Origin of the sequence: Methylophaga thiooxydans DMS010 (genome assembly GCF_000156355.1) — a bacterium.
Taxonomy (GTDB): domain Bacteria; phylum Pseudomonadota; class Gammaproteobacteria; order Nitrosococcales; family Methylophagaceae; genus Methylophaga; species Methylophaga thiooxydans.
This window is the reverse complement of sequence record NZ_GG657893.1, coordinates 1-23174: the sequence shown is the minus strand read 5'-3', so window position 1 is coordinate 23174 and position 23174 is coordinate 1. Positions and strand designations below refer to the sequence as shown.

Here is a 23174-nt window from a genome sequence, read left to right as displayed (position 1 = left end):
GGTTATCAGGGCGGAAAACCGCCCTGATAAAGTTGTCTTAAAGGCTGATTAACTACGCGCCGCCGGTGGAACCGACAGACAGTTGCCAGAAGCCATACACGCCAGTCGCTCGCGCTTCGGCACCAAACTTGTATTCACGCTTATTGAATACATCATCGTTTTCCATATCCGTCTGGCTGACGAAGACAGGCTTCTTACGCATCTGGATAATGAAAGGCTTCACAGCGTTGCGGGTGTGGTGGAGGAACCAGACAGTATCAGACGTTAACCCCGGATTGACTTCAATTTTGGCTGTGCCTTTGTAGGGGTTCGGGCTGTCATCGTCGAGCTTGTCGGCTTCGACCAATTTACGTGCGACAGCTTCCAAAGCCGGTGGCACTTCGAGCAAGTCGGGTACCAGACGCAATGGCATGCCTTCGTCATCGGTGAACTTCATCATTGCAGTACGTGCCGCACCGTAAGACGCCGCTGCAGCCGCTGATGTTGCCGCGCTCAATGCCACTGTCAGTTTGTTCGATACCGAATCTTCATTCACTTCATGATCGGTGTCATAGAAGTACTGACCATCAAGACCTTCATTAATAAAGGCGTTGTTTTTCAGATCGTCCAAGATGATGTCGTGCAGTTCACCCGCTGAGTCACCCGCCATATTGGCTTGGGTGTTGTAGATACCCAAGGTGTCATCTTCGATATCGTTACGATCAACCGCGATGGTCGTTTCCCAATCTTCATTGGTGGCAGTGTATTTACCGGCTTTCAAGGCTTTGACATGCTTTTCACCCACCCATTTACGCATTTTCGGGAAACGTTCTAACCAGGCGTAGTCTTCGGTCTTGGTGCTAGACATGACCTCCATCGCAGTCAGTTGCCAGTTACTGGTTCGGGCTTTGAGTGCGTTATGGAAGACGGTTTTCAGGCCAATAAAAATATCTTGAATAGCCTGTTTGTTAATGATGATGCCGCCAAACGCCAGCATTGGCATTGCATCACCCATCATGGCCGTATTCAATGAGGCAGGGCCGGTCATTAGGCTGGCTGGCAATGACCAGTCAGCCGCCATCGCGGAGGTCATCATTACGAGAGCGCCGACGATGGCCATCGGCAAGAGAATCAGTTTTTTCATGGTGTCATCCTTATTAATTAGCTAAACCAGTGAAGTCTTAGTCGAATTTGACCCAGACGCCGTCAACATCAACGTCGACAATCTTGCCTGCAGCACTACGGGAGCCGGTGTCGTCAGTGTTAGCCACTGTCTGGTCATCGACGATGTAAGCGGTGGCTTCGATATCGGTGCGGTCAATCGAGCCATCGTTTGCAAACAAGAACGTGCCTTTGCGTACATCAATGGCTTTATCACCGGCAGAGCCAGCACCGTTATCAACGTGCTGGTCTGCACGGCCTACGGCTTTCAAACCGGTTGCCGTTGAACCAGCCTCAGCATTGCCAGATGAATCAAGCACAACAATAGAGCCAGCAAAGATGACACTTGATGCCGCCACTGGATGGTTGTGAACTTCACCTAACCGTTGCGGGGTATTACGGTCTTTGGTTAATGCGGCCATTACTTATCTCCTTTGAGTGATTTGGCGTATTCGGCTGGCTCGACACCCAATTGCGTACAAACCGCCAACTGCGCATCAGACAGAACGGGGTTGCCGTCGTCATCGACTTGCTGTGTGGTGGTTTGTTTACCTGTCAGGGCGGCAATGGGGGCGGCTGATTTAAGGTAGGACTTCAGCACATCAACCGGCTGGTCTTTAGCCCACAGCTCCATGGCGGGAGTGAGCTTGCCATCTGCTTTGGCTGCGGCAATCATGGCGTCCTTGTCATTGCCATCCAGGCGCGCTGTCAGAGCAGCAATTTCTTCGCCTTGCTCTTTAATAACAGCCATAGCGGTGTCGGGGGTAGCCGCAGTGGCAGCAGCAACAGCTTCATCAGCGCTATCGGCTTTTTTCTTTAGCTCACCGAGAGCATTGCTAACCGCTGTCAGCGCAGCAAGCCCTGAAGTGTCTTTCAGCTCCAATGTGGTTGCCATGTTGGTAACCTGCTTATTCATAGCAGTCAGAGCTGCAGTCACCGCTGATTCATCGGCATCAGCTGCAAGGCCAAATAATTGGCGTAACAGCTTTAAAGTCTCCTCGTTCATAGAAGCGTCCTCTTGTTTTGGTTGCGGGAGAAGGGAAGCCGCTGCCAATACATCATCCATTCCATCAATGGCTGGGTTATTGGTTAACGCGACATGAAGTAAATCCAAGACATGACCTGTTTTGGGGTCATAGGTGAAAACGGGTGAAATATATTTATATTCTTTGTTGGTGATGAAGCCGTTGGCTTTTGGTGTCCATTCAGGACTAGACAACATGAGACCTTTATCAGGCACCCAACTCAACGCGGCAGGCTTACCCCAACCGGCAGCGGGTGCAGGCTGACCATTTTTAGCAGCCAACAAAGTTTGGTGTTCGTAATCGAAAACGATGTCGTTCTTGCGTGATTGAACGCGATTAATAAGTGCAGCTGCAGAAACATCATCAAGATACCAAGGGCCACTCCCTGCCATCGCACCGCGAGGGGCATCGAACTTGCCAGCAGGAAATAACTGGACGGCACCATCAGTGCCGACCAGTAGTGAGCAGATTGCAAGCGCTACGTTATGCATAGCGACCTTGAGGGAATGATGTCATGGCGAGTCTCCTGTTCGTCGTTTATTTCAAGAACAGGTGCCACTCTACGAATGCGGGGCAAAAAAAATGCCCTGAAACAGTTCAGGGCATTAAATATTTGTTGTTATTGAAGATACCGTCTACGCATAAAAACGGCAACAATCAGAAGTTAAGATGCAACCGCTTGACCTATGCAATTAGCTTCAGCATCCAGCATTGTCCATTTACTACGTACACTTTTTGACGTGACAGCATTATCAATCTTGCGATTTTTTAGAATTAGGAGCAATGCCGTCATATATAGTACCGCCCTTAAAAAGAGTGAACCTCTGACAATGTGATAAAAGACAGTAAGGTGCATTTCTTTTTGGGCTTTTAATATCAGTTTCTTTTGATGCTCTGACTCTGTTTTTAAGAAAGCATCCTCCCAACGCTCTTGATAACGTTTTAACTGAGGACTATTTTTAATATCATTCCGGCCCAAAAATAACGTCAGGATAAAATGCATCGCACTTAACTGATGGGTGTATCTAATCACCCCATTCAAAGTCGTGCGTGTAATGCAATACAATTCATTATCAAAATCAATTTCTCCCGCTTCAGCGGCATTGAATAATTGATCACGTATATCAAAAAGGCGCTGACGAGTAGAGTCGTTCAAATAGCTTCTATACTCAACAAACCAGGCGTACCAAATCCCAATAAATAACGCGATCAGTAATATTGAATCATTCAATTGTGAATCCATCACACATCCTCCGGTCTTGTTTCGCCTCTTGGCGTTAAGTCACTAGATGTTCTCTTACTGTCCACTTCTTTTTCATACATCTCTTTATATGGTTGATAGCGTTCAACCACATTTTTTCTATGTCTTGACTGACCTCTACCATATAAAATCCCGAACACACCAAAGAGACCACCGAGCAAGCCAACTAGATAACTACTCTCTTCAGCTGACTTTTCATCCTTGTTAATTTCAGCGTGGATTTTCGCGTTAATGCCAATATCAGCTTTTGTTGTTTTACCAGCCCATGAAATTGCAACTGGCGATAAAAGATATAGCCCTAAAACCAATGCTGACCCAGCAATAAACCACCTTATAGTTTTTGACCACTCAGCAGCTCGCATTGTTGCGATACTTCCCCGAAGCGATGCATTTTCAACGAGTAAGTCTGTTCTTGATTGATATTTGTCTGCCATCAGGCACAAAAAAACCCGACACCAATCAAACCATCAGCATCAGGGTTACTCCCTATTAGTAGTTATCCATAATAAGGCATATTGTCACAGTTTTACATATCCAAGCAATAGCAACACTATTAAAGACCGCTTAACCCCGTTTAAATTCCCGCACAATCGTTTAATACTTTTATATTCCAATACTGACCGCACATCAACAGTTAAAACAGCTTAGAACGGCACACAGAGATTCAACGTAGTGCATCTTGAAAGTGTTCGTAAAGGGTATCAATTATCATTTGTTCATCGTCTTCTGACACACCCAAGTAGGGCCTGGCGGGAATACCTCGGTCTTCATCACCGAACTGATGGGTCGCGCCCTGGATAAGGTTGGTACCCATTTCCATACTCTGGCTGCTGGTGTTATAGGCTAGCGTGTCACGCATGAATCCTTCTAGCACCAGCACCTTGTCGGCGTTTTTCTTTTTACGTGCCTGATATTTCGGATCGAGTGGCTCCCATGGGTTACTTTCAGGATCGACTTGCTGATCCCATCGATCATGGGTGCTGTTAAGTAAACCTTCACCGATATCGATAAAGGCGGGTTCCAAGTCTTCACCGGCATCGACCAGGGCGCGTAGCCGGGCGGCGATGGCTTTATCCGGGAAGCTATAGTCGATACTGATTGATGCGCCTGCCATTATTCACCTATACTATGTTTATCGGTTGCGATGCTGGCGCGTACGCCCATAGCATCAAAAACCCGCCAACCTGGTGCGTCAGGAAAAGTGGCCCCATCATTCTTCATCCCCATACACCAGATACCCCTTACGCTGACTGTTCAGGTAATTACGGCGTGATGTCGGGATAAACGTCCAGCTTTCCAGTAACCCCTTTCTCACATTGGCCACCGCGACCAGGTACCGGCCTTTACCGATATCGTAGGCTTTGACAATGCGAGAGCGCAGCACCACTTTGCCAGTGCCGTTGTGTTGCTGGAACGATAACCAGACTTCATAAGGATTGGTCAGCAAGTCGTCCAGTAACGGCAGGAACTCAGCACGGGCGGGATCAATATGTTCTGATAATGCCTTGCTGTTGAGCAGAAACGGTAAGCCTCCGGGGGTGTAGAGTTTCTCTTCACCCACTTGTTTTTGCAGCTGCTCATATACTTCTGCTTTTTTATTTAAGCGTGATCCCAACTTCACCGGCGACTTGGTGAAAGGTATCTGTTGTTCTCTGCCAGCTTCAGCCCAGCCTTGTGGTGTGAGCGTTGTCCACTGAGTGCGTGTTTTTGTGTATTGCGCCATCACATCATCAGCCAGCTGCTCACCAAAAGCGGCTCTGCCTGGATTATAGGCGAAGCCCGGATCAACACCTTTGGGTACGCTTACGGTACGAGGCGACGGGCCTCGGACACCGACCACTTTATCTTCCAGTTCTACTGCAGGAGCGTTATCCGGGCCAGTTTTACCGAGCTTATCCATATCGCGTTTGCTGAGTGTTCTGACCCGACACTTGCAACCCCAGCCGTTCTGGGGGTAATGGGTCTGCCAGAATGGGTCGTCGGCATCAAGGATTAATCCGTCCCAGGCTACATGCTCTGGCCGTGGATGCTCGACAGCATCATTGTGTATGTACTGCCAGAATGGTCGAGTGTGTTTGACTTGCTGCATCTGGGCATATCGACCAGCGTTATGGCTTTGATACAGATTGGTCTCGTAGATAACCCGGCTGCGCCAGTTGCGACCACCGTTATAGCCCCAGCCGTGCTTGCTGACTATCTGATCAAAGTCTTTGCGAAAGTCCTTCAGGCTCATGCCTTCAGTAATCACTTTGTCCATTGATGAACGAAAATCGTTAAGCAGGTCTTCTTTCATCGCCCCGGCAATGACAAAGGCACGGGCATGCTGGCCCTCATAGATATCTGTCCAGGATGCCGTCGGCAGGTTCAGCTTGTCACGAAACGCATCAACCGCTTTATTGAAAGGCATGGAGCCGTAATTGATGTTCATTTAGCCAGCTTCATGCAATTTTTGCTTCAGCAGATAACCTTCCAGTTGCCAGATTTTATTTTTGGCATTCTCATAGGCTATCTTCTCACCTATTTCAGCGTCGAAGTTTTCTGGACTAGCGCAAGCTGATTCACCTGTTACAGTAAAGCCATTTTGTAAAGTTAAGCAGCAGACAGTTAATTGGCTTCCTTCAAATACGTGATACTGCTCTGACTTGATTACAGCCTGAAGCATATCTGGAGTTAACCTTGGAGCGTTAAGTTCTTTCTTTTGAATTTCATTTTCTATTTCAGTCATTTTCAGACACCTCATAACGCCCAGCCAGCTCAGCGGTGGCCAGCGCCATTTGAATCACGTCAGCAAGTTCTTCCGGGTCAAGAAAACCGAATGCTTCGACCAGGCGATCCTGAAAGTCTTCTAGCGTGCCACCGTTATCATCCACTTCCTCTAATAAGGATTTAATACGGTTATAAAGGTCGTCTAACGGTGACTGTGCTTGTGTTGCCAGTTGATTCACAACACCATCTAACTCTGTTTCATTATCACCGGCTTTGGCTGCAGCGGTAGCGGCGGCATTCGGGCGTGCAGCATCATTTTGTTCAGGGGTGTTAGTTGGAACCGGTTCATAGCCTTCACCATAGATCTCCGTCAGTTTTTCTTGGTTAAGCCGGTAGCCCATATCGAACAAAAGCTTATCGCGTTCGGCGCGTTCGTTAAGTTCTTCACCTTCCTCAGAGATGAACTTGATACGTGGGCCACGGCGTGGATCGGCACCGGGAATATTGAGTGCAACCATTGGCCAAAGTAGGTCACGGTTTAAGGTGCCAGCAATTTGCCGCACGTCACTGACCAGCAGATCATGACGCACTTCATTATGGATATCACCCAGGTTAGAACCCAGACCGGTATTTTGTGCCGTACTGGTTAAGGTGCCACCGAGAATCGCTTTAGACTGAACCGACTCGCACCAGTTGATCATAAACTGGTATGGGTCGCTGGCTCCCTTGGCGGCCTCTTTAAAATCGACATCCATACCATCGGGCATGATGCCTGCAGCACTGTGGCCGATACCAATGACGGCGCGAAGCAAGGTATTTTTTTCTTCATCACTGGCACCGCTGGGGTAAGTGCCGAGTCGCATTGGTATGCCATAGACTTCCAGAAACTCGGCCAGATCCCGAATGCTGTAGTTTTTAAACAGGTATGGCCATGCGAGGATACGATGCAAACCGCCACGGGCAATGCTGCCAGACTTGGCTTTATGAACATGCGTTACCCAGCCAAACGGCCACAATTCATCACCTCTGCCACCACTGTTACGCAGCAGAATCTTTTTGCGATCATTTTCATCGATGGTAAATAGGCGTGCTGATTGATGCTCTAGCGTTGGTAACAGCGTTTTACCCAGCTTATGCCAACCGAGTTCCAGCATCGAATAGCCTTTGCCAATCGCATCACCGATATCGAAAAGGTGATCTTCGAAGTCTTCCATGTCAAGCAGCCACTCTTTGACCTCTTCGGCAAGCGCTTCTTCTTTTTTATCGGCATTACGCGGTGCGACCACATCCCAATCGACACCCATCAACGCCCGTTTTCGCTTACTCATTTCCGCAAAGACATGGGCATCTTTTTCTTCCATATCTTCAAACAGGTCGGCCTGTTCGACCAGATTGCCTTGTTCAGCTGCTTGCAGAATGCTGGCTAACTTGCGTGGTGTTAAACCACCTGAAGGATGGTTCTCAAACTCTTTACTGATAAAGCCGAGCTTGGATGTTTGCTCTTCACTCAGTGCTTCTCGCACCTGTACTGGCTTACCAGCGGCATCTACGATTTGACTTGTTCTTACTTGTTCCATTGTTACCATCCACCGCCTTTTTGCATCAGGCTGCTGTAGTCGTTGTCGGGGTTGTCGCGTTCGGTTTTGCTGGGGGCTGCTGTCCACTCAATCGGTGAAGCCAAATCAAAGCTGGCAGCATGCGCCATGACCAAACTAATCGCTGCGTCACCGTGTCGGCTTTTGGCAGCATCGGTTTTACCATCGGGCAATTTCGGTACACCTTTAATCACTTGCAGCGCACCGATATCGTCTGCGACATCGGCATCACGCGGGATAAGAATGGTGTCGTCCTCAAACGCAGCTTTGAACTTGGGCATATTATCCAGGTACCAGCTTTGGCTAAGCATCACTTCTTCGACCACATTGACGCCATAGCGGTACTTGGCTTGCTCTGCCAGATACTGACCATTACCACGGGCATCCAGCTTGGCCGCACTGAATCGAGGCAAACGATCACAGATATAAAACAGCACCTGCTCTTGCTGCTTGAACGGCACGTTGTGCAGTTCAACCATAAATGGCACTACGCGCCTGAGCTGCTGACTGATGGTCATCGGTGTCAGCACGGTTAAGTCACCGGAGCGACCAAAATCTTCGCCTAAAACGTGGCGTAAATTGGGATTTAACTGGTCTAAAAGCGGCTTTAAATTAACCTCACACCAGGCCAGCATTTCTGCCTGGCGAAGATGCTCTGGCCACAGGTTGAACTCGGCGGTACCGGAATAGCGCAGCACCGGCACATCATGCATGCGGGACTCACGTAGGGCGCGGCTGATATAGGTGCCACCGCCTTGTTTGGGGACGCAGTCATATTCTTCTTCGGCATCTTCGGTACTGGCAGTATTTTTACGAAGCCCAGCTTTCCATTCGTCTTCGCCTTCTTGTGTCCATTGAATTTTCTGAATTTGGCAGATGCGTTTATAGAGACCCATTTCACACGCATCATCCAGTGTGATTCGATGAACGCTGTAATCTTTTTTTCCAGATCGACTGTCTTCGATGAGTTCATTGAACAGGTTTTCTACGCCATTATGCGTAGAGATGATTCGAATTTTGCTGCCCCACATCGTCAGAGCTAACGCAGCTTTTAAAAGCTCATCAAGTGCATCATGGAATGCCGCCTCATCAATGCAGACATTACCCTGACGACCACGCATATTGCTGGGTCGTGAGCTGAGTGCCTGAATCTTAAAGCCGCTGGCAAAGCGAATAGTGAAGGTGAGAATATCTTTGTCTTCATCTTCAAAGATTTCCTCTTCAATGGCTGAGGCAGCCTTATTGAATGACTTAGCCCACATCGAACAAGCATCAATAAACTCTACGGCCATCTCTTTATTAGAACCAACGTAGTAGCAGTTGGTACCGCCCGCAGCCTTTGACGATGAGGCGGCTAATACTTGATCGGCTGCTTCAGCCCAAGTTAAACCTGTACGTCGTGACTTTTCAGCAAGCTTAAGAATACTGTCATCTGCCATCCAGTTCTTTTGATATGGCAGCAGGACATCATTCGGATCGTAATCTTTGTATATGGCTAAAGCAGCGCCCATCGCTTAACCCAGCCCCAGTATTTCTGTCTTGATTGAATCAATTGCTTTTTGGCTCATGCCTTGGCTGACCATAGACTTTTCAGCTGTCGCTGCAGCTTCGTTAGCGGCTTCGGCTCTGATGGCTTTCTCTCGCTCTTCATTCATATTGGCCGCTGACTCCAGTCGCTGAACAGCGAGTGCCAATTGAGCCAGCATTTTTGGCTCTACAGGGGTATCACCTTCAGCCATATGCATTGCTGAATCAAACGCCATCGTGCGGATGATTTCATTGACTAACTTACCAACCTGGCCTTGCGGTGCAGCGCCCAGCTTGCCGATCCACATGCTGGCCAGTTCGCGTGATTGCTGTAGTTTGGCTCCGACATCTTTCATCTTGACGGCATATCGATTGACCGCAGACTTGCTGACGCGATCATCAGTGCCGAGCTGTTCAAGGATGGCATTGATTTGTGCTGTGGCATCCAGTTGTGAGACTCGCGGATCTCGCAACAGGGTTTGCAGCTGCTCCAGAATATCGGCTGGCAATTGCTCAATGGATGAGGCGCGAGCCATTATTCAGTCGTCTCTACGCTGATGGTGATGGGTGAATAAGAATGTGACATCCCAACACCAAAGAAATAACCAGCGGCAATGATGTAGCAAAAAATAACCACACTCTTTAACACTTCTTTGCCGAAGCTCTTTATATCTTGCTGTAACAGCCAGTTCTTTAATTTTCTAATCATGGTCGCGCTCTCCCAATACCATCAATTCGGCTCCGCCCCAGCGCAACATCGACGCCACGCTGAGTCACCTTGGCAATCAACAATTCACCAACCGTTGTAATCGCCAGCAGACCTTGCTCTTCCAGCCAGCGCAATTCGGTACGAACACGATCAGCAGACACATCATGACCAACACTGGCCAAAATCATTTGCAAGATGTTTTCGTTATGCGAGTAGCCAGGGTCTTGCTCCAATGCCTGCAATAAGGCAAGACGAATAGATTCTGTGAGTATTTGATTAAAGCTCACCGCTTATCTCCTCGTAACAGATAGTCATTGATTAGCGTTAGCTGGGTTGTCATGGCTTTCAAAGAGCCAGTCATTTCGCTGATGTTTTCACTCATTCCATTCATGCGATTGTAGATATTGCTAAGGTCGGTATGCGTTGGTGCACCATTCATTCGCTCTTCAACGATATCCATTCGGCTAACTACTTTAACTATCTGCTGGCTCACTTCTTTAATCTCTGTTTTATTCACGCGATGGCGATTGATTAGCCAGGTGTAAACCCAATTACCTGCAAACAAAAAAGCCAGAAACACATCAAACCAAAACCTGTATGCGGTGTAATCTAATTCCATTTATCGCTCCCGCTTAGCCTTAATGTTTTGACAGTCCACACAGCGCACCGCGTCTGGTCTTGCTTCCAGTCTTTTATTTGGAATCGGCTCACCACAATCCAAGCAATAGCGAATACCGTTTTCTTCATCAGGTTGTTCTGTTTCTCTGCTACTTCGAAGCACCGTCTGAATCGCGATATCCCTGTCTTTTTGTTCGCGCTCCTGGGCGCGGTCGAACACGTCCACCATGCTTATTTACTTTCCTTGTTACGGCTTAAAAGAGTAGATAGATTCTGAAATACGCCCGGAGGTGGCGTTTGTCCGGCTGACACTTGTTTATCATCAGAACGCTTTTTCACTGAGACACCCAGCACAGCAAGCGCGATTGCCCACATACCAGATAGGTTGACCATGGCATTGATAACAGCAGGAGCGTCATTCGGTGAAATAACGATCACAATGCCCAAAGCAGACATTTGTACAAACCATGTCACGGCAATGGTGTAACCGAAGAAAGGTCTCCAGCGACGGACGAATGAATCGCCAGAGGTGTACTCGGTTCGCATGGTGGCGTTGATGGTGGCCAACTGCTTGTTCTCGGCTTCTAGTTCGGCGAGAACGATAACGTTCATTTCTTTTTGCAGTTTTAGTTGAAGCTCTGGATCATGCTTTATTTTGGCTAAGGCTTCATCAGCGTTACCTGCGCCCGTTACTGCATTGGCTGCTTTAACAACCTTATCAGCGACGTTACCAGCCCTATCCCCCATTAAAAGCCGGGTTAGCCCCGGCACGAATTGCGCTAATCCTAAAGCAATGCTAATCGGCTCCATGAGTCACCTCTGTATTGATAAATTGCTGCAACACAAACAGACGGCGCATCCAGCCCATAATGAAGCGTTCTTGTGATGGGTTTTCAACGGCGAGGTCATGATAGAAGTCAGCCCGATAGGCAAGGCTGAGAGTGAGCTTGTTAGTAAGGTAGTCTTCGTTATTAGCGAAACGTCTGATAGCGCCAAGCGTTTCATCACCGATCACACCATCTACTTCCACGCGATAAGCGCATTGAAGGAATTTGATTGCTGTTTTGGGCCGGTGGTTTACTACCGAGTCAAACAAGAAACAACCAATGACTGGTGGCAAATCGCCACAGCCATAGGCTTGCCAGTAGTCACGGAAATAGAGTGCAATGGCATCATCTAATGTCAGCAGTCTGATATTAAGATGGGGGTATTGACGCTTGCTGATGCCGTAGTTGGTTTCGCCACCGGCATCGTTTGGATCATCCACATAGCCGCCTTCAATCTTCAAGACATGATTGACTGCTTTGAGGAAAAGTTCTGGGTAGGTTTTGTTTGTGTCCATGGGTTGCATGATGCTTTCTGGCACAAACAAAAACGCCCTGAATGAGTTCAGGGCGCTGGGGTGTTACTACAATTTAGTTAAGCAGGTTTTAGAAGTCTGGGCAATCTTGAGTTATTTTTTTCAGACTGGCTGGAAGTTATAACCAAGCTGGAAATTTACCTATAAGATTCATTGGACTTGGTCTTTCAGCTGACACCGTTGAACCCAACCGTTTGACATTGCATCCATATCTACTTTTTCAAAACTCTGCCCGGAACGGGCTGCAAATCTCTCAGCTGCCATTCGGTAGCTATTATTTACCCAGTTACTACGCGACTCATACTGCTCATCATTCAATGTACTGGGGCTGCCATAAATGCGATTCGCTGCCAAACTCACCATACCCTGAGCAGTGAAAGCATCACACCATGGCTGGAAGAGTGAGTCATCGGCTGCAAAAACTGATGAAGAAAGTAGTAGCGCATAGATACAAAAAGCGAGTTTTTTCATTTTTAAGTTCCTTTTATCAACAACCGATACAACCGCTACAACTTAGCAGATAGGTTGTTCGCGTTGTAGTGGTTGTTAAACCAAACTATAGGTGTAAGCACCTTTTATTTTCTCAGATTGCCAGTGAATACGGTCAAAGCGATCTAGTCTATCACGGGCGGTTTTATCATCTTTTTTGTGACCGCAGGCGTCCAGTAGCTTGGTTTTATTCAAACTACCTTGCTCCTTCAGCACGGTTTTTACCTTGTCGATAAACGCTCTTTCTTCATCGTTGAGTGTGACTTCGTCGAGATCCAGTTCGGTTAAAAACAGATCTGCCACTTCTATTCTTAGTGCGATATTGGCAATGGCAGCACGTTCTTTTTTAACTTCGAGCAGCCAGCGAATTTCACCTTCGGGCGAGTCCGCTTTGATAAGACGGTACATATTATCGACGCTGTTACGTAGGTTGTTTGATCCTTGATAGTTGCTGCCGTTCTTGGTGGAGTGATGCAACACAATAATGGTGGCACCGGCGTCACGTATCTTTTTCAGCTTGTTGCCGATCCGCATGGCTGTCAGGTCATTATTGATATCACCAAAGTCTCTGAGACTGTCCAGCATCAGCAGCATGTTTTTAAACGCGTTGCCATAGGCTCTGTTTTCAAGCTCATCCAGCAGTTCGAGTGGCTCACCATTGAACTTACTGCGGTGCGAGTAGGTTAGATTCGGGCAGGCTTCGATCAGTTTATGTTCGATGCCACGCTCTTTCAGCACACTGATGGGGTTATCGACATCGATGTACAGCACATTCATCGCGCCTTGCTCACTACCACTGTTGTGTTCAGTGGCATATTTTGCCAGCCCGAAAAGCAACCAGCTTTTACCCATGCCGCCATCGGCATAGATCATAGTGATTTGTTTTTTAGGCAAAAAATTAGGGTATAAAAACTCAACACTATCGTTGAAGTCATCAGTTGTGAGTGGATTGATAAAATCGAACATTAAAAGAGATCCTGTTGTTTGTCATTTTCAAGTTGACGCTGTTTAGCCTGGCGTTTGTAGACAGCGCGTTCAGTAATTTTTTGTGTCCGGGCGACTTCTGCTTTGGTAAAGCCTTGATCAAGCAGACGGCTTGTCTCTGCCAGATCCACTTGGTATAGCCTTGCTTGAAGCTTGGGGATGGCGATTTTCTCATTACGGAAGGTATGCACGAACTGTTTGTATTGATCTGGACTAAGCACTTGCTTTAGGTCACCTTGCCCCGGCACTCGAATAGTGACACCACCGAACTGTTTCACCAGACGCAACAGTCCATCAAGACCGATCACATCGGCTATCTCTCTGGCTACAGGTGGTAAATAATCAGGTAAATTCACTGGCTCGGTACCTTGCTTATGGCAGCGCTACTTGAGTGGCACGTTCAAACGCGACTTTGTCATTAAGGTGATCGACGATGGCATTGAGTAGCGGCACATTACGACGCCACTTGCTGGCATTCGCACGGCCTGCTACCAGCTTCTCGACATAGCTTTCGCTCAGGTTCATGGCATCCAGTAGGTACTCAACGGTTTGCAGCAGGCTGCGTTTTTTCTGTTCCTGATATAACGCGGCAATGATCGCTTCAAACTGCTGACGCTTGTGCACCCACTCCAGACGTTCAATACCAGGACGGCCTGTTGTTGCATGGCCTTTACCACCGGTGACGTGCCAGGCTATGGTTTCAGCGTATTCCCAACTGAGTTGCATATCGGTCAGTAAGGCTTCAATTTTTGCCATATACGGGCTGCGATTGAATGGCTTTCTGCCTGCGCGTTTAGGTGGTTTAATCGCTTTGGCATCACGTAGCAAATTGACTAAATGTTTCAATTCTTTGTCCGTCATCTTGCTGCACGAACGTTCACCGGTATGGTCTCCTTGCCATGTGCGACGAGCTTCTTCGTCCTTAAACAAGCGGCTAGCGCCGATATGAACAAGCTGGATTAGCTTTTGTCTTGAACTCATAGCTGCCCCACGATTTGTAGATAACGGCCAACAAACATTAAAAACGCTGTGCTGGGAGACACTGGTTCAATGGCTTTTTTTAATGGCTCAATATCTTTAATTAACGGCCATTCATCATCGTGTGGTGCCATCAAGTCACGCTGCTCTGTGGCTAACAAGACCAAGTCTGCGTGCTTCACTTCTGCAGGCATCTCAGCGTCTAACCCAAAACGGCCTAACACGGCTTTTTCAACACGCTTCTCTATTTCACGATAATCGGGCAAGAGGTTTTTCAGTGGTCTGGCCACATCACCAACAAACGCCTCTGCGGCATCATGCAGCAGTCCGTGCAAAGCCATTTCAGGCGGTACAATTTCAGACACATAAACCGAATGTTGGGCTACGCTGTAGAACTTATTAGTGTGGCCAGCGAAGCGGCAAATGTTTGATAGGCCATGAGCGGCAACGTAAATGTCGAACTCAGACTCTTCAGGACACATAAAGTTAAAGTATTCACCACTGATAGTGAGTATGTCTGGTCGCATCTCGCTTGCTTCTTTCATGTTCATTATTTGGATTCCTCTAACGATCCCCAGCTCCATGCAATGGAGTTATGGCCACAATGTTTACAGCGGAGGATATGAATGTTTTCCGGTGTAACCTCTTTTGCTGTTTTGTACTTGTGACCAGATATATACCGACCACGACTAAGCGACCGCCAGATGCAACGTGCAAAACAGATTGGGTTCCTTAATTCATCCATATCATCTCCCGGATTTTTCACTGCCTTAACCCCAACGAAGGGGCTAAGTAATCCGTCTCGTGGATCAGTCGGCGTTGCCCGGCGGGGAGAAAGGTTATAAAACCCACCGTCTCAGCTGCAGTCTGTTAGTTTTTTGCTGGCACCACCTGTCTGCTGACGCGCCGTTGGTTAAGCGGATTTAGGCTGAATATCGATGACGCGATACTTCAACTGTCGTTGAACCCCATCACGGGGACTGGTGACGGTTGGTCGCTCACCAACTTTTATGTCTGATACAAACGTGCCACTCCAGATACCAGCCTGAAATGGTCTTGAATCAACAACGACGCCATCTTCATCGATGTCCCACTCCAGAAAGTCCTGGCCCCTGTCTTCGAATACAATCATTTCCATAGAAGACCTCACAGAGCAGCCATATCGAGAGCCAGATTCTGAAACTTGCTCTCGGTGGTCGGGCGGTAATAGAAACGCACATAGGCGCTGGAGCCAGTGATTTGCATCGAATCTTTCAGCGCCTCCATGGCTTGCTTCCATTTGTGATCGTCAATCTCCAGCCGCAGCAGTCCGAGGATTCGGGCAGCACTAAGCTGGCCTTCAGTGTTGGTTTTGAAGGCGTGATCGACCAGGGCTTTGATATTGTCGTTGCTGCCTTCTGACCATTCTTGAATGCATTCATCAATCAGGGATTTAGCTGCTTCAGCACGCTCATCGAAGTGCAACAGCTCGGCCATTTGAATGCGAATCTGGCGTTTACCGTCATAGCTGGTGAGGCTGATATTGCCTTTTTTGCCACCGAGCTTGGCATCGTATTTTTCTGCAACAAGCTCGACGAAGGCATAAACGTCATTCATCGCCTGAGCTTTGAAGGCGACCATCTGCTCTCGCAGCAACTCGGCCTTACCAAACAGTTCTTCGATAAGATCATCACGATCCAGATCGATTTGTTTGATTTTGCTAATGGGTACAAGGTGACCTTGTGCGTTCACCTTGTGTTGCTCTGTATTGATAGCTGTATTCATGGGTTACTCCTGTTTAAGCCACAACTTTCCACTGCACCTGGCAGCCGCTGACTTCTGTGGCGTAGGTTTCGAGACGACGTAGGCCGGTTTTAATGCGGGTTTTTGTGCCGCCCTTAAGTCCACCTGGACTGTCGTTGTAGCCGACGATGGTGATGGTCGGCTTTCTGGCTTCACCGATGTTGATATCGGTAATGGTGAGGCCACGTCGTGCTAGTTCTGCTAAGCAGTGGCGAACGTCTTCTACTTTTTTGCTGATGATGTCGTTACCCAAATTCTTGTTCATGATTAGGCTCCAATTTTGCTGTGTTCACAGCCGCCACGGCAGGCTCTATAAAGTTGAATGCGTGTCGGGTTTGTTGCTGCATACGGGCGGCTTTGGTATTCAATGCATTGGTCGCTGGGGATAGCACCAACCACCGGGCATTGCACACTGCCGGACATAAACTTGCCTTCAATGAGTGCTTGCAGTCGGTCAGTTCTGCCGGGGTATTTACTCTTGATGACCTGGTTAATCACGGTTGGTGAAGGAAAGCCATCATTCTGTCTGAGAACAGCGGCCACCTTGGCTTGTGATGTTTTCTCACATTCGGTTTTGAGTACTTGTTTCCAGTCGCTCATTTGTTGTCATCCTTTTCTTTCTGAATGCGGTTATAAATTTCTTCACGATGAACAGAGACATCTTTTGGGGCTTCAACCCCGATCCGGACTTGATTACCTTTGGTACCAAGCACATTCACGACAACGTCATCACCGATAATCAGGGCTTCGCCCACACGTCTTGTTAAAATCAGCATTACTCACCTTCCTTTAATGAAATGGGTAACTTGCCAAGCAGTGACAAACTAATCTTCACGCCTAAATGAACGCCTTTGAGCACCTCCGGATCGGTTATTTCAATCTCTTCACCGATTTTGATAGAGGCACCTTTTTGATCCACTATCAGCTGCAATTCATCAACTCGTTTCTGGTGCCATGCCATTAATTGTTGAATTACGTCTACTGTCGCTTCATCCATTACTCACCATCCTTTGGCCATACGACCTTGTTTAAATTGGGATCAAAGACTTGTTTAATGCGTTGAATCATCGGCGGCTTTGGACCGGTATTCATCGCGGGTAATAGTTTGTATCGCGCCAGACCACCACCATGGTTGGCTGGGATTATCTCTTTGAGATAATTCGCCTTAGCCAGAAAGGTGATGTAATCCTTGGCAGTGTTCGGTTCGATAGGTGTTTCTTCCGTAGAGGCTGATGCCACCAAATCACGCCAACTGAAATCACTCAGAATTCGCATGGTTCGCCACATCTGTTCACGGCTCTCGCCACCAGTGACGTGGTCACCTTTGCGGTTGACGCGAGGTGCATTCACACCGACATCACGAGTCAGCCTCCAGACAATGGCACCGCCCATGCGCTTGGTGGTGCGTTCCAGATAGCCAGCACCTTCCAGCCCTATCACGTAGGTTCTGGCTGTTCGGCGATTCACTTCATTCAGCTGTTTGTGATCACTGGTGTGTGCTTCCAGGTCAAGTAAAGAAAACACTTTCAATTCACGTATGGCTTGCCAGCAGGCATCTCTACCTGACAGCTTGCCGTTTGCTCTTGTGATATGAACAGGCTGTGTCATTTAACCTTCCTCCTGGGTGCGTCGCCGGTATAGAGGGGACGGTTACCCCAGAGTTTGACGTCGATTTGGTCGGTACCAGCTGAGTAGGCGGCTTGCTGAACTTGGTTGAGATTGACGCAGATTCGACGGGCGACGCCCATGCTTTCACGCTGGATGCGTTCGAGCAGGTCATCAGCAATGGTGATGTCCGGGCAGTAAAGTTGGGACAGTTGTCGTGTGTCTTCCAGATCGGCAGGTTGAGCGCCTTGCCAAGCCAGCATTCGATTGTGGAACCGTTCCCACTTGAGCAGCTTGGTCGGGAGCTTCTCTTCACCGATCAGCAGGATGGCAGCGTTTGATCCTTCATAAATGTCACGCACTACTTCGACGGCTTTCTTTTCGACGATGTGATCCATCTCATCGATGATGAGCGGCAGACCACTCAGCGCCAGCTGCTGACTGATTTGCTCGACCATGTCATAGTTGGTCTTATCTGGCTGGATGCCCATTTCTTTGAGAATGGAAAGGAGCAGCGCTTTTTTTGTCCAGGTGCTTTTGCATTCAACGTAGTAAGCGCGGTATTTATTCGCTGCATAAGCTGCAGCAAACGATTTACCCCAGCCACTCGGGCCAAAGAAAGTGACCATACCTGGTAGATGTGCTGGGCGATTCATCGCTTGTTCCAGCAATCGTGTACAGAGCATGACGTTTTTCAGTGGTGCCGTGGTGACAGAGGCTTCGACTCTGTCTCCCAAGTTGACCACGTTTTGATTTGTTGTCATTATTTACCTCATCACGTTTTACTTACCCGCCTGCCAGCGGGTTTGTTTTTTTATGCCTCGACAGTTTCGTCGAAGCTCTCAAAGTCAGCGCTGAACTCGCTCATAAAGCGGAACTCATCGCCTTTCTGGTACATCGCCCAGAATTTCTGATCAGCTGCTGAGAGTTGACTCCCTTCTCGCAACCGACGGTCTAAATTGACCCAACGCTTGTAGCGCGCTCTGGGGTCATCATTTCTTATGATTTGTGCTGCAGGCTCTTGTGGCTGTTGGAACTCGGCTTGGAATGTAGCCAGATCCTGTTTTTGTTCGTCAGTTAGTTGTGGCTGCGGTATGTGTCGGCCTAGTTCTGGCGCTGGGCGAAGTGGTCTGACCACTTTCGGGTTGGCGACTTCAGGCTGTGGCTGCAAAGGCAGGCGACTTGCCACTTCCATTGCATCCATCGCGACTTCGGCTTTCGCTGCCAGCTTGGTGGCCTTGATAAAGCGAGTGCGATGCTTGTTGAAGCTTCGAGCCGCTTCAGTATCACCAAACCCAGTAGCTTCAATACATTGCGCCTCACCGATATAGCGATTATCTAAGGTGTAGGCATAGACGATTTCATGCAGCGCTTGAGGGTCAAAACGAACGGTAATCTTCTGGCCTGCAAAGTCGAGCAACGCTGGCGCGTGGTAGCGGTTTTTGCCTTGTCCTGTGGCTGATCCGGCATCAAGATTAAATGATCCATCTTTCTGCACTTTGATGGCTTCAGCCATCAGCAGCCACATGCGACGTTGTTCTTGGTTAGCTGTTTTGATAACGGCGGTTTGATAGCTTTCGGTGAAAGCTTGATCAAAACTTTTTGTGCCGTTGCAGATTTCAGTGCGTCGAGCCGGTTTGGCATTCCAAGCAATGATTTCTTGTTCCAGTACTGCTAGGAACGTTTCAATGGGTACCGCTTTTTTGGCGTAGTTTTCTGGCTTGGCCATTGGGTTTGGGCCGGTATAGGCACCTTCAAACTTAGGATGCTTGTCCAGATATTCACCAAGACCACCAACACCAAAGGCACGTTCGACAGGTTTAGCCTGACCGTGTCCTTTGCCGCCAATCACTGATGTCCAGTGCACTTTGATACCGAGCGTAGGGAATAGGCCGAGTGGATCATCTTCTTTTACGGTGAAGCGATAGCGGTTTTTAACGCCACCGGTCATCCATTTATTGGCTGCAGCGCGGGTGTTATCAATAGTGACGTGTTCGGGTATGCCGAACTGATCCACAACATCGCCAAAACTGGCTCGGATTGAGTCGGTGTTTTCTGATTCATCGACGCGGTAAGCCAGTATTTTGCGGCTGTAGACGTCCTGCCAGAACCACGTTTTCATGCGCGTTACATCGCCATTTGGCAATAGAACAAACACGTTGTGTTGGTAGCCATCACCATTGATCCACTCAAGCGCATGTAGCTCTTGGACTGTTCGCTGTTGGGCAGGAAACAGTTTGATCAAACCGGCTTCACCTTCACGTAGATAAACGCGGGTTGCCAGCGGTATGGCTTTGATGCGACGTTCCAGTGTTTTTTTGCTGGGGATTTTCCAGCCTTGTTCGGCTGCAGTACGTTGTAGTCGGTAGTAACAGGCTTCGAACTCTGGCTGCTCCAGGCGAAGGTAATCGGCTTTGTAAAATTCCCAAGCCTCAGTATCCATATCTGCTGTGACCGTTCGGCCAACAAAGCCGGGTACCAGCGCGGCTAACCAGTCTTGACGAGCATAGAATTTCACCCCTTTCTTGCTCTTGGTACCGTGATACCAGCCTTGCATGGTGCGTTCACTAATGTCGTTTTGATCAGCCACCAGTAAGAAGGCATTCTTAAGTGTGGCGCCACCGTTTTCTGTCAGAGCCATGACCTGCAAAAGCAGGTTGAGTTTGTTCTGAGCTGCGTCCTTTTGTTTTTGTGGCTTGTTGTCATAGTGCTGCCATAATGCTTGAGGATCGTAGCTAAATTCAGTGCTTTCCGAGCTGCTCTTAACTGGGGTCGGCAGGTGTTGTTTTATCAACGCGGCCTGAGTTTCTACTGGCAGGCTGGAAAGGTGGTATTCATTTGCTGATCCACCTCTTACTTTTACTTGCCTTGTATTCCAGCCTTGTTTTGAGGCCTGCTGATTAACGCCACGCTTGTACTTTGGAAGACCTGGTTTGTTTGCTAATTCAGTTGCTGTGAACCATTCCCTGTTTTGTTCAGTCATCTTCACCGCCCTCAAAATCTAGACCTGGCTGACTCTGAGAGATAACATTTTCTCTGTGGTATGCCACGCCAGCTAACAGTCGAGTGAGCGCTGAAGTAAGGATATCTACCGACTCACCCTCACGATAAAACTTGATTAGCAAACTCATTGCATCTGCAGAAAGCTGCTGTAGTTCGGCTAAACCTAGTTCATCCACTTTTTTCCCTGTGGGGATTTGAATCATCAGCTTGTTACTTCGGTAACCCAGATATTGGGTGACATAATCCATCTCACAGATATGCTCATATGCCGGGATAAAACTGACTGGCATATCACCAGTAGAGAGCCATTTGTATAAGCGGTCTTCACTGACAGCCATCAGTTCAGCGATAGCTGGAACAGTTAGCCTTTTGAACTGTCTGGCGTACTCTTTATTAAGCCGCAGCGCGTCTTTTATATTGTTCGGCTGGATGCGTTTCCAAGCCACCTTACTTTTTGGAATTCTCATCACAACACCACTTCCAAATTTATTGATTGTTGCGGCAGTACTGCACGGGATAGGCTGGTTCTGCGTTTTAACCAAACAGGAGATAACAAAGTGAAAACAACCAGACCAGCACCCGTCAGTGCCGCGTATTTACACGGGCAGAATGATGGATTCATCATCATTTCATCGACCATGCTTTTATCCGAGCTATCAGCTTTTTTAAAAGCATTGAAAGTTGACAAATCGGACATACGTGAACCGGACAATTCAGAGGAACTTCCACAACTCGCTGAGACTGTTGCTTGGCAAGTTGTTGAAAACGTATTGCCGCCTTCATCCGCGACGCTTTGTAAGCAGATTGGCGATCTGGATCACCAAACCCAGGAGAAACTGGCATTCCGTCTTTATCAACTAAAAAGTTTGATTGCGACGTTGAAGCGCACTCATCCAGCCGATACTTACCTTGTGCCGCCGAACTGGAATCGCCGTTGGTTTGAACTGCTTTGTGGGCGCGTGCTTTTTGCGGATGTAAGTGCTCTTGATGCGGATAGTTATCAACCATGATTAGGCGCTCTCAGCAAGACCGGCTTCTGCCAGACGCGCTTTTGCTTGATCAATTTTGGCTTGGCGATCAGTTTTTACATCAGACTGATAGCGGGGAATATCCGGAAAAACTGCTGCAATATCTTTCTCGATTAGCACGGATATTGATCGTGCAACTCTTAAACTTTCCGCTCGTCTTGCACAAACATTCATTACATGCTGATGAGTGCAACCAATTACTTCACCAGCGACTAACCAAGAAAGACCTTTGGCTTTCAATGCTTGATGTATTTGCTTGTAGTTCATTGTTACAATCCGTAATTAAATATATAAGCGTTTACATAAATGCAAACAAAACATAACACCTGCAAAAATTATGTACACATAAAATAACATTGTCAAGGGCTTGTAATGGAATCATTAGTTTACATTGGCGGCAGAATACTAGAGGAGCGTAAGCGTCTACGCTTAACCCAGCAGGATGTTGCTGACTTTGTTGGAATCACAAGGCAGTCACAAGCCAAATATGAAAAAGGTGAACGTAGCCCTGATGCTATTTATTTAGAAAAAATATTAGGGCTTGGGTTTAATTCGTATTACGTGCTGACGGGGAACGAAACCTTTCCAACTCGATCCCACTTAGATGTTGATGATAATTCATCATCAACACATAGAAATTCAAACGAATCAGAAACTTATGAAAAGCGGGATCGAAAATCTAAAGTGGGGCAAGTCGATCCCACTTCCAACGAAGAAGTGGGATCGAGCATCAAAGACTATTCAGCAGGAACTGGTAGCATTATGGAAACATTCGCCCACATCCCACTGTTTGATGTAAAAGCATCAGCTGGCAACGGTTATGTCATTCACGAGGAAGAGGAAACTGATGCACTTATATTCAAAAAAGAATGGATATATAACGAGCTACACAGCAGCCCAGCTAATTTATATCTGATTTATGTAGAAGGTGAGAGCATGGAGCCTGCATTGCGTCCAGGCGACGTTATACTCGTTGATCACACTGACAACGTTGCTAAACGTGACGGCATCTATGTAATCAGAATGGGTGAGTCATTACTAGTTAAACGGCTACAGCGCCTACCAAGTCAGCGGTTAAAGGTTACCAGTGATAATCCAGCTTATGAGCCTTTTGAGATATCACTGGATTTTGATTTGCAGAACGAGCTTTCGATTATTGGGCGAGTTGTTTGGAGTGGTCGTCGTCACTAATGAGCTTGATCGCAATTCATGTGTCTAAATGTTTACTATATTTAAAATGATCGCGATCCATAATTAATTATTAAATAAGCTTTAAATGTTACTCAAACCCTCATTATTAAAAGCTTCTTCCCATTTAAAACCATTAAATCCCGTTATATCCCGTCTTACTTAATCCATCTGTC

At 47.7% G+C, this 23174-nt stretch carries 35 protein-coding genes; 2 read left to right on the top strand and 33 right to left on the bottom strand.

Annotation, left to right across the window (positions count from 1 at the left end; genetic code table 11):
* Positions 1–52: 52 nt before the first annotated feature.
* The 32 genes from MDMS009_RS05115 to MDMS009_RS04965 form a co-directional block, all read right to left on the bottom strand.
* Entirely contained in the window at positions 53–1123 is a 1071-nt protein-coding gene (locus MDMS009_RS05115) for a Mu-like prophage major head subunit gpT family protein (RefSeq protein ID WP_008290173.1), read from the bottom strand.
* Positions 1124–1160: 37 nt separating this feature from the next.
* Entirely contained in the window at positions 1161–1562 is a 402-nt protein-coding gene (locus tag MDMS009_RS05110; RefSeq protein WP_008290156.1) for a hypothetical protein, read from the bottom strand.
* A complete protein-coding gene (locus tag MDMS009_RS05105; protein WP_008290138.1) occupies positions 1562–2656 on the bottom strand; it encodes a phage protease in 1095 nt (364 codons plus the stop codon). The genes MDMS009_RS05110 and MDMS009_RS05105 overlap by 1 nt, the downstream gene beginning before the upstream one ends.
* Before the next feature lie 173 nt (positions 2657–2829).
* Positions 2830–3408 carry a hypothetical protein gene (locus MDMS009_RS05100; RefSeq protein ID WP_008290118.1) on the bottom strand — a complete coding sequence of 193 codons (579 nt, stop codon included), beginning with the start codon at positions 3406–3408 and terminating at the stop codon, positions 2830–2832.
* Positions 3408–3860: a hypothetical protein gene (locus MDMS009_RS05095; protein ID WP_154646946.1), complete on the bottom strand. Its 453-nt coding sequence runs from the start codon at positions 3858–3860 to the stop codon at positions 3408–3410. The genes MDMS009_RS05100 and MDMS009_RS05095 overlap by 1 nt, the downstream gene beginning before the upstream one ends.
* A gap of 230 nt (positions 3861–4090) precedes the next feature.
* Positions 4091–4540 carry a phage virion morphogenesis protein gene (locus MDMS009_RS05090; RefSeq protein ID WP_008290150.1) on the bottom strand — a complete coding sequence of 150 codons (450 nt, stop codon included), beginning with the start codon at positions 4538–4540 and terminating at the stop codon, positions 4091–4093.
* Between the two features lie 96 nt (positions 4541–4636).
* On the bottom strand, positions 4637–5854 hold the full coding sequence (locus MDMS009_RS05085; protein ID WP_008290145.1) for a PBECR2 nuclease fold domain-containing protein: 1218 nt from the start codon (positions 5852–5854) through the stop codon (positions 4637–4639).
* Positions 5855–6151: a Gp49 family protein gene (locus MDMS009_RS05080; RefSeq protein WP_008290712.1), complete on the bottom strand. Its 297-nt coding sequence runs from the start codon at positions 6149–6151 to the stop codon at positions 5855–5857. It lies immediately after the preceding gene.
* Positions 6144–7709 (bottom strand): DUF935 domain-containing protein, encoded by a 1566-nt coding sequence (locus tag MDMS009_RS05075; RefSeq protein ID WP_008290130.1) that lies wholly within the window; start codon positions 7707–7709, stop codon positions 6144–6146. Before MDMS009_RS05075 ends, MDMS009_RS05080 begins: the two co-directional genes overlap by 8 nt.
* A 2-nt stretch (positions 7710–7711) precedes the next feature.
* A complete protein-coding gene (locus MDMS009_RS05070) occupies positions 7712–9238 on the bottom strand; it encodes a terminase large subunit domain-containing protein (RefSeq protein WP_008290169.1) in 1527 nt (508 codons plus the stop codon).
* Positions 9239–9241: 3 nt separating this feature from the next.
* Complete coding sequence (locus tag MDMS009_RS05065) at positions 9242–9790, bottom strand: DUF3486 family protein (RefSeq protein WP_008290117.1); 549 nt, start codon at positions 9788–9790, stop codon at positions 9242–9244.
* Positions 9790–9963: a hypothetical protein gene (locus MDMS009_RS16230; RefSeq protein WP_008290347.1), complete on the bottom strand. Its 174-nt coding sequence runs from the start codon at positions 9961–9963 to the stop codon at positions 9790–9792. Before MDMS009_RS16230 ends, MDMS009_RS05065 begins: the two co-directional genes overlap by 1 nt.
* Entirely contained in the window at positions 9960–10250 is a 291-nt protein-coding gene (locus MDMS009_RS05060) for a VpaChn25_0724 family phage protein (protein ID WP_008290323.1), read from the bottom strand. Before MDMS009_RS05060 ends, MDMS009_RS16230 begins: the two co-directional genes overlap by 4 nt.
* Positions 10247–10582 carry a DUF2730 family protein gene (locus tag MDMS009_RS05055; RefSeq protein ID WP_008290353.1) on the bottom strand — a complete coding sequence of 112 codons (336 nt, stop codon included), beginning with the start codon at positions 10580–10582 and terminating at the stop codon, positions 10247–10249. Before MDMS009_RS05055 ends, MDMS009_RS05060 begins: the two co-directional genes overlap by 4 nt.
* The gene (locus tag MDMS009_RS05050; RefSeq protein ID WP_081443580.1) at positions 10583–10810 is read right to left on the bottom strand and encodes a TraR/DksA family transcriptional regulator; all 228 of its coding nucleotides are present in this window, start codon (positions 10808–10810) and stop codon (positions 10583–10585) included. It abuts the gene before it with no gap.
* A 2-nt stretch (positions 10811–10812) separates the two neighbouring features.
* Positions 10813–11391 (bottom strand): 3TM-type holin, encoded by a 579-nt coding sequence (locus MDMS009_RS05045; RefSeq protein ID WP_008290135.1) that lies wholly within the window; start codon positions 11389–11391, stop codon positions 10813–10815.
* Positions 11378–11923 (bottom strand): glycoside hydrolase family 108 protein, encoded by a 546-nt coding sequence (locus tag MDMS009_RS05040; protein ID WP_008290134.1) that lies wholly within the window; start codon positions 11921–11923, stop codon positions 11378–11380. Before MDMS009_RS05040 ends, MDMS009_RS05045 begins: the two co-directional genes overlap by 14 nt.
* Positions 11924–12091: 168 nt before the next feature.
* The gene (locus MDMS009_RS05035; RefSeq protein ID WP_043887798.1) at positions 12092–12412 is read right to left on the bottom strand and encodes a hypothetical protein; all 321 of its coding nucleotides are present in this window, start codon (positions 12410–12412) and stop codon (positions 12092–12094) included.
* A gap of 75 nt (positions 12413–12487) precedes the next feature.
* Positions 12488–13396, bottom strand: coding sequence for an AAA family ATPase (locus tag MDMS009_RS05030; protein WP_008290124.1), 909 nt, complete (start codon positions 13394–13396; stop codon positions 12488–12490).
* Entirely contained in the window at positions 13396–13770 is a 375-nt protein-coding gene (locus tag MDMS009_RS05025) for a hypothetical protein (protein ID WP_008290342.1), read from the bottom strand. The genes MDMS009_RS05030 and MDMS009_RS05025 overlap by 1 nt, the downstream gene beginning before the upstream one ends.
* A gap of 16 nt (positions 13771–13786) precedes the next feature.
* Positions 13787–14395 carry a regulatory protein GemA gene (locus tag MDMS009_RS05020; RefSeq protein WP_008290338.1) on the bottom strand — a complete coding sequence of 203 codons (609 nt, stop codon included), beginning with the start codon at positions 14393–14395 and terminating at the stop codon, positions 13787–13789.
* Entirely contained in the window at positions 14392–14943 is a 552-nt protein-coding gene (locus tag MDMS009_RS05015) for an HD domain-containing protein (RefSeq protein WP_237700449.1), read from the bottom strand. Before MDMS009_RS05015 ends, MDMS009_RS05020 begins: the two co-directional genes overlap by 4 nt.
* 362 nt (positions 14944–15305) lie before the next feature.
* Positions 15306–15530 (bottom strand): hypothetical protein, encoded by a 225-nt coding sequence (locus tag MDMS009_RS05010; RefSeq protein ID WP_008290122.1) that lies wholly within the window; start codon positions 15528–15530, stop codon positions 15306–15308.
* A gap of 8 nt (positions 15531–15538) precedes the next feature.
* Positions 15539–16156, bottom strand: coding sequence for a DUF3164 family protein (locus MDMS009_RS05005; RefSeq protein WP_008290166.1), 618 nt, complete (start codon positions 16154–16156; stop codon positions 15539–15541).
* 13 nt (positions 16157–16169) lie between these two features.
* Entirely contained in the window at positions 16170–16439 is a 270-nt protein-coding gene (locus tag MDMS009_RS05000; RefSeq protein WP_008290127.1) for a hypothetical protein, read from the bottom strand.
* 2 nt (positions 16440–16441) lie between these two features.
* Positions 16442–16774, bottom strand: a complete 333-nt coding sequence (locus MDMS009_RS04995) for a hypothetical protein (protein WP_043887799.1) — start codon at positions 16772–16774, stop codon at positions 16442–16444.
* Entirely contained in the window at positions 16771–16950 is a 180-nt protein-coding gene (csrA, locus tag MDMS009_RS04990) for a carbon storage regulator CsrA (RefSeq protein ID WP_043887800.1), read from the bottom strand. The genes MDMS009_RS04995 and csrA overlap by 4 nt, the downstream gene beginning before the upstream one ends.
* Positions 16950–17171 (bottom strand): hypothetical protein, encoded by a 222-nt coding sequence (locus tag MDMS009_RS04985; RefSeq protein ID WP_008290147.1) that lies wholly within the window; start codon positions 17169–17171, stop codon positions 16950–16952. Before MDMS009_RS04985 ends, csrA begins: the two co-directional genes overlap by 1 nt.
* Positions 17171–17782 carry a hypothetical protein gene (locus MDMS009_RS04980; RefSeq protein ID WP_008290358.1) on the bottom strand — a complete coding sequence of 204 codons (612 nt, stop codon included), beginning with the start codon at positions 17780–17782 and terminating at the stop codon, positions 17171–17173. Before MDMS009_RS04980 ends, MDMS009_RS04985 begins: the two co-directional genes overlap by 1 nt.
* Entirely contained in the window at positions 17779–18543 is a 765-nt protein-coding gene (locus MDMS009_RS04975; RefSeq protein ID WP_008290142.1) for an AAA family ATPase, read from the bottom strand. Before MDMS009_RS04975 ends, MDMS009_RS04980 begins: the two co-directional genes overlap by 4 nt.
* Before the next feature lie 50 nt (positions 18544–18593).
* The gene (locus MDMS009_RS04970) at positions 18594–20762 is read right to left on the bottom strand and encodes a transposase domain-containing protein (protein WP_008290354.1); all 2169 of its coding nucleotides are present in this window, start codon (positions 20760–20762) and stop codon (positions 18594–18596) included.
* On the bottom strand, positions 20755–21324 hold the full coding sequence (locus tag MDMS009_RS04965; RefSeq protein ID WP_008290339.1) for a hypothetical protein: 570 nt from the start codon (positions 21322–21324) through the stop codon (positions 20755–20757). Before MDMS009_RS04965 ends, MDMS009_RS04970 begins: the two co-directional genes overlap by 8 nt.
* 15 nt (positions 21325–21339) lie before the next feature.
* Here MDMS009_RS04965 and MDMS009_RS04960 point away from each other — a divergent pair, with 15 nt between their 5' ends.
* Positions 21340–21792, top strand: coding sequence for a hypothetical protein (locus tag MDMS009_RS04960; protein ID WP_008290335.1), 453 nt, complete (start codon positions 21340–21342; stop codon positions 21790–21792).
* Here MDMS009_RS04960 and MDMS009_RS04955 read toward each other — a convergent pair whose 3' ends face one another.
* Positions 21793–22077, bottom strand: a complete 285-nt coding sequence (locus MDMS009_RS04955) for a hypothetical protein (RefSeq protein ID WP_043887910.1) — start codon at positions 22075–22077, stop codon at positions 21793–21795.
* A 105-nt stretch (positions 22078–22182) separates the two neighbouring features.
* Between MDMS009_RS04955 and MDMS009_RS15765 the strand changes: the two genes are divergently transcribed.
* Entirely contained in the window at positions 22183–23001 is an 819-nt protein-coding gene (locus MDMS009_RS15765) for an XRE family transcriptional regulator (RefSeq protein ID WP_008290350.1), read from the top strand.
* The last annotated feature ends 173 nt before the right edge of the window (positions 23002–23174 follow it).

Coding starts and splice junctions, on each gene's coding strand:
- MDMS009_RS05115 (WP_008290173.1), bottom strand. CDS start 1,123: ATGAAAAAACTGATTCTCTTGCCGATGGCCATCGTCGGCGCTCTCGTA.
- MDMS009_RS05110 (WP_008290156.1), bottom strand. CDS start 1,562: ATGGCCGCATTAACCAAAGACCGTAATACCCCGCAACGGTTAGGTGAA.
- MDMS009_RS05105 (WP_008290138.1), bottom strand. CDS start 2,656: ATGCATAACGTAGCGCTTGCAATCTGCTCACTACTGGTCGGCACTGAT.
- MDMS009_RS05100 (WP_008290118.1), bottom strand. CDS start 3,408: ATGGATTCACAATTGAATGATTCAATATTACTGATCGCGTTATTTATT.
- MDMS009_RS05095 (WP_154646946.1), bottom strand. CDS start 3,860: ATGGCAGACAAATATCAATCAAGAACAGACTTACTCGTTGAAAATGCA.
- MDMS009_RS05090 (WP_008290150.1), bottom strand. CDS start 4,540: ATGGCAGGCGCATCAATCAGTATCGACTATAGCTTCCCGGATAAAGCC.
- MDMS009_RS05085 (WP_008290145.1), bottom strand. CDS start 5,854: ATGAACATCAATTACGGCTCCATGCCTTTCAATAAAGCGGTTGATGCG.
- MDMS009_RS05080 (WP_008290712.1), bottom strand. CDS start 6,151: ATGACTGAAATAGAAAATGAAATTCAAAAGAAAGAACTTAACGCTCCA.
- MDMS009_RS05075 (WP_008290130.1), bottom strand. CDS start 7,709: ATGGAACAAGTAAGAACAAGTCAAATCGTAGATGCCGCTGGTAAGCCA.
- MDMS009_RS05070 (WP_008290169.1), bottom strand. CDS start 9,238: ATGGGCGCTGCTTTAGCCATATACAAAGATTACGATCCGAATGATGTC.
- MDMS009_RS05065 (WP_008290117.1), bottom strand. CDS start 9,790: ATGGCTCGCGCCTCATCCATTGAGCAATTGCCAGCCGATATTCTGGAG.
- MDMS009_RS16230 (WP_008290347.1), bottom strand. CDS start 9,963: ATGATTAGAAAATTAAAGAACTGGCTGTTACAGCAAGATATAAAGAGC.
- MDMS009_RS05055 (WP_008290353.1), bottom strand. CDS start 10,582: ATGGAATTAGATTACACCGCATACAGGTTTTGGTTTGATGTGTTTCTG.
- MDMS009_RS05050 (WP_081443580.1), bottom strand. CDS start 10,810: ATGGTGGACGTGTTCGACCGCGCCCAGGAGCGCGAACAAAAAGACAGG.
- MDMS009_RS05045 (WP_008290135.1), bottom strand. CDS start 11,391: ATGGAGCCGATTAGCATTGCTTTAGGATTAGCGCAATTCGTGCCGGGG.
- MDMS009_RS05040 (WP_008290134.1), bottom strand. CDS start 11,923: ATGGACACAAACAAAACCTACCCAGAACTTTTCCTCAAAGCAGTCAAT.
- MDMS009_RS05035 (WP_043887798.1), bottom strand. CDS start 12,412: ATGAAAAAACTCGCTTTTTGTATCTATGCGCTACTACTTTCTTCATCA.
- MDMS009_RS05030 (WP_008290124.1), bottom strand. CDS start 13,396: ATGTTCGATTTTATCAATCCACTCACAACTGATGACTTCAACGATAGT.
- MDMS009_RS05020 (WP_008290338.1), bottom strand. CDS start 14,395: ATGAGTTCAAGACAAAAGCTAATCCAGCTTGTTCATATCGGCGCTAGC.
- MDMS009_RS05015 (WP_237700449.1), bottom strand. CDS start 14,943: ATGAACATGAAAGAAGCAAGCGAGATGCGACCAGACATACTCACTATC.
- MDMS009_RS05010 (WP_008290122.1), bottom strand. CDS start 15,530: ATGGAAATGATTGTATTCGAAGACAGGGGCCAGGACTTTCTGGAGTGG.
- MDMS009_RS05005 (WP_008290166.1), bottom strand. CDS start 16,156: ATGAATACAGCTATCAATACAGAGCAACACAAGGTGAACGCACAAGGT.
- MDMS009_RS05000 (WP_008290127.1), bottom strand. CDS start 16,439: ATGAACAAGAATTTGGGTAACGACATCATCAGCAAAAAAGTAGAAGAC.
- MDMS009_RS04995 (WP_043887799.1), bottom strand. CDS start 16,774: ATGAGCGACTGGAAACAAGTACTCAAAACCGAATGTGAGAAAACATCA.
- csrA (WP_043887800.1), bottom strand. CDS start 16,950: ATGCTGATTTTAACAAGACGTGTGGGCGAAGCCCTGATTATCGGTGAT.
- MDMS009_RS04985 (WP_008290147.1), bottom strand. CDS start 17,171: ATGGATGAAGCGACAGTAGACGTAATTCAACAATTAATGGCATGGCAC.
- MDMS009_RS04980 (WP_008290358.1), bottom strand. CDS start 17,782: ATGACACAGCCTGTTCATATCACAAGAGCAAACGGCAAGCTGTCAGGT.
- MDMS009_RS04975 (WP_008290142.1), bottom strand. CDS start 18,543: ATGACAACAAATCAAAACGTGGTCAACTTGGGAGACAGAGTCGAAGCC.
- MDMS009_RS04970 (WP_008290354.1), bottom strand. CDS start 20,762: ATGACTGAACAAAACAGGGAATGGTTCACAGCAACTGAATTAGCAAAC.
- MDMS009_RS04955 (WP_043887910.1), bottom strand. CDS start 22,077: ATGAACTACAAGCAAATACATCAAGCATTGAAAGCCAAAGGTCTTTCT.
- MDMS009_RS15765 (WP_008290350.1), top strand. CDS start 22,183: ATGGAATCATTAGTTTACATTGGCGGCAGAATACTAGAGGAGCGTAAG.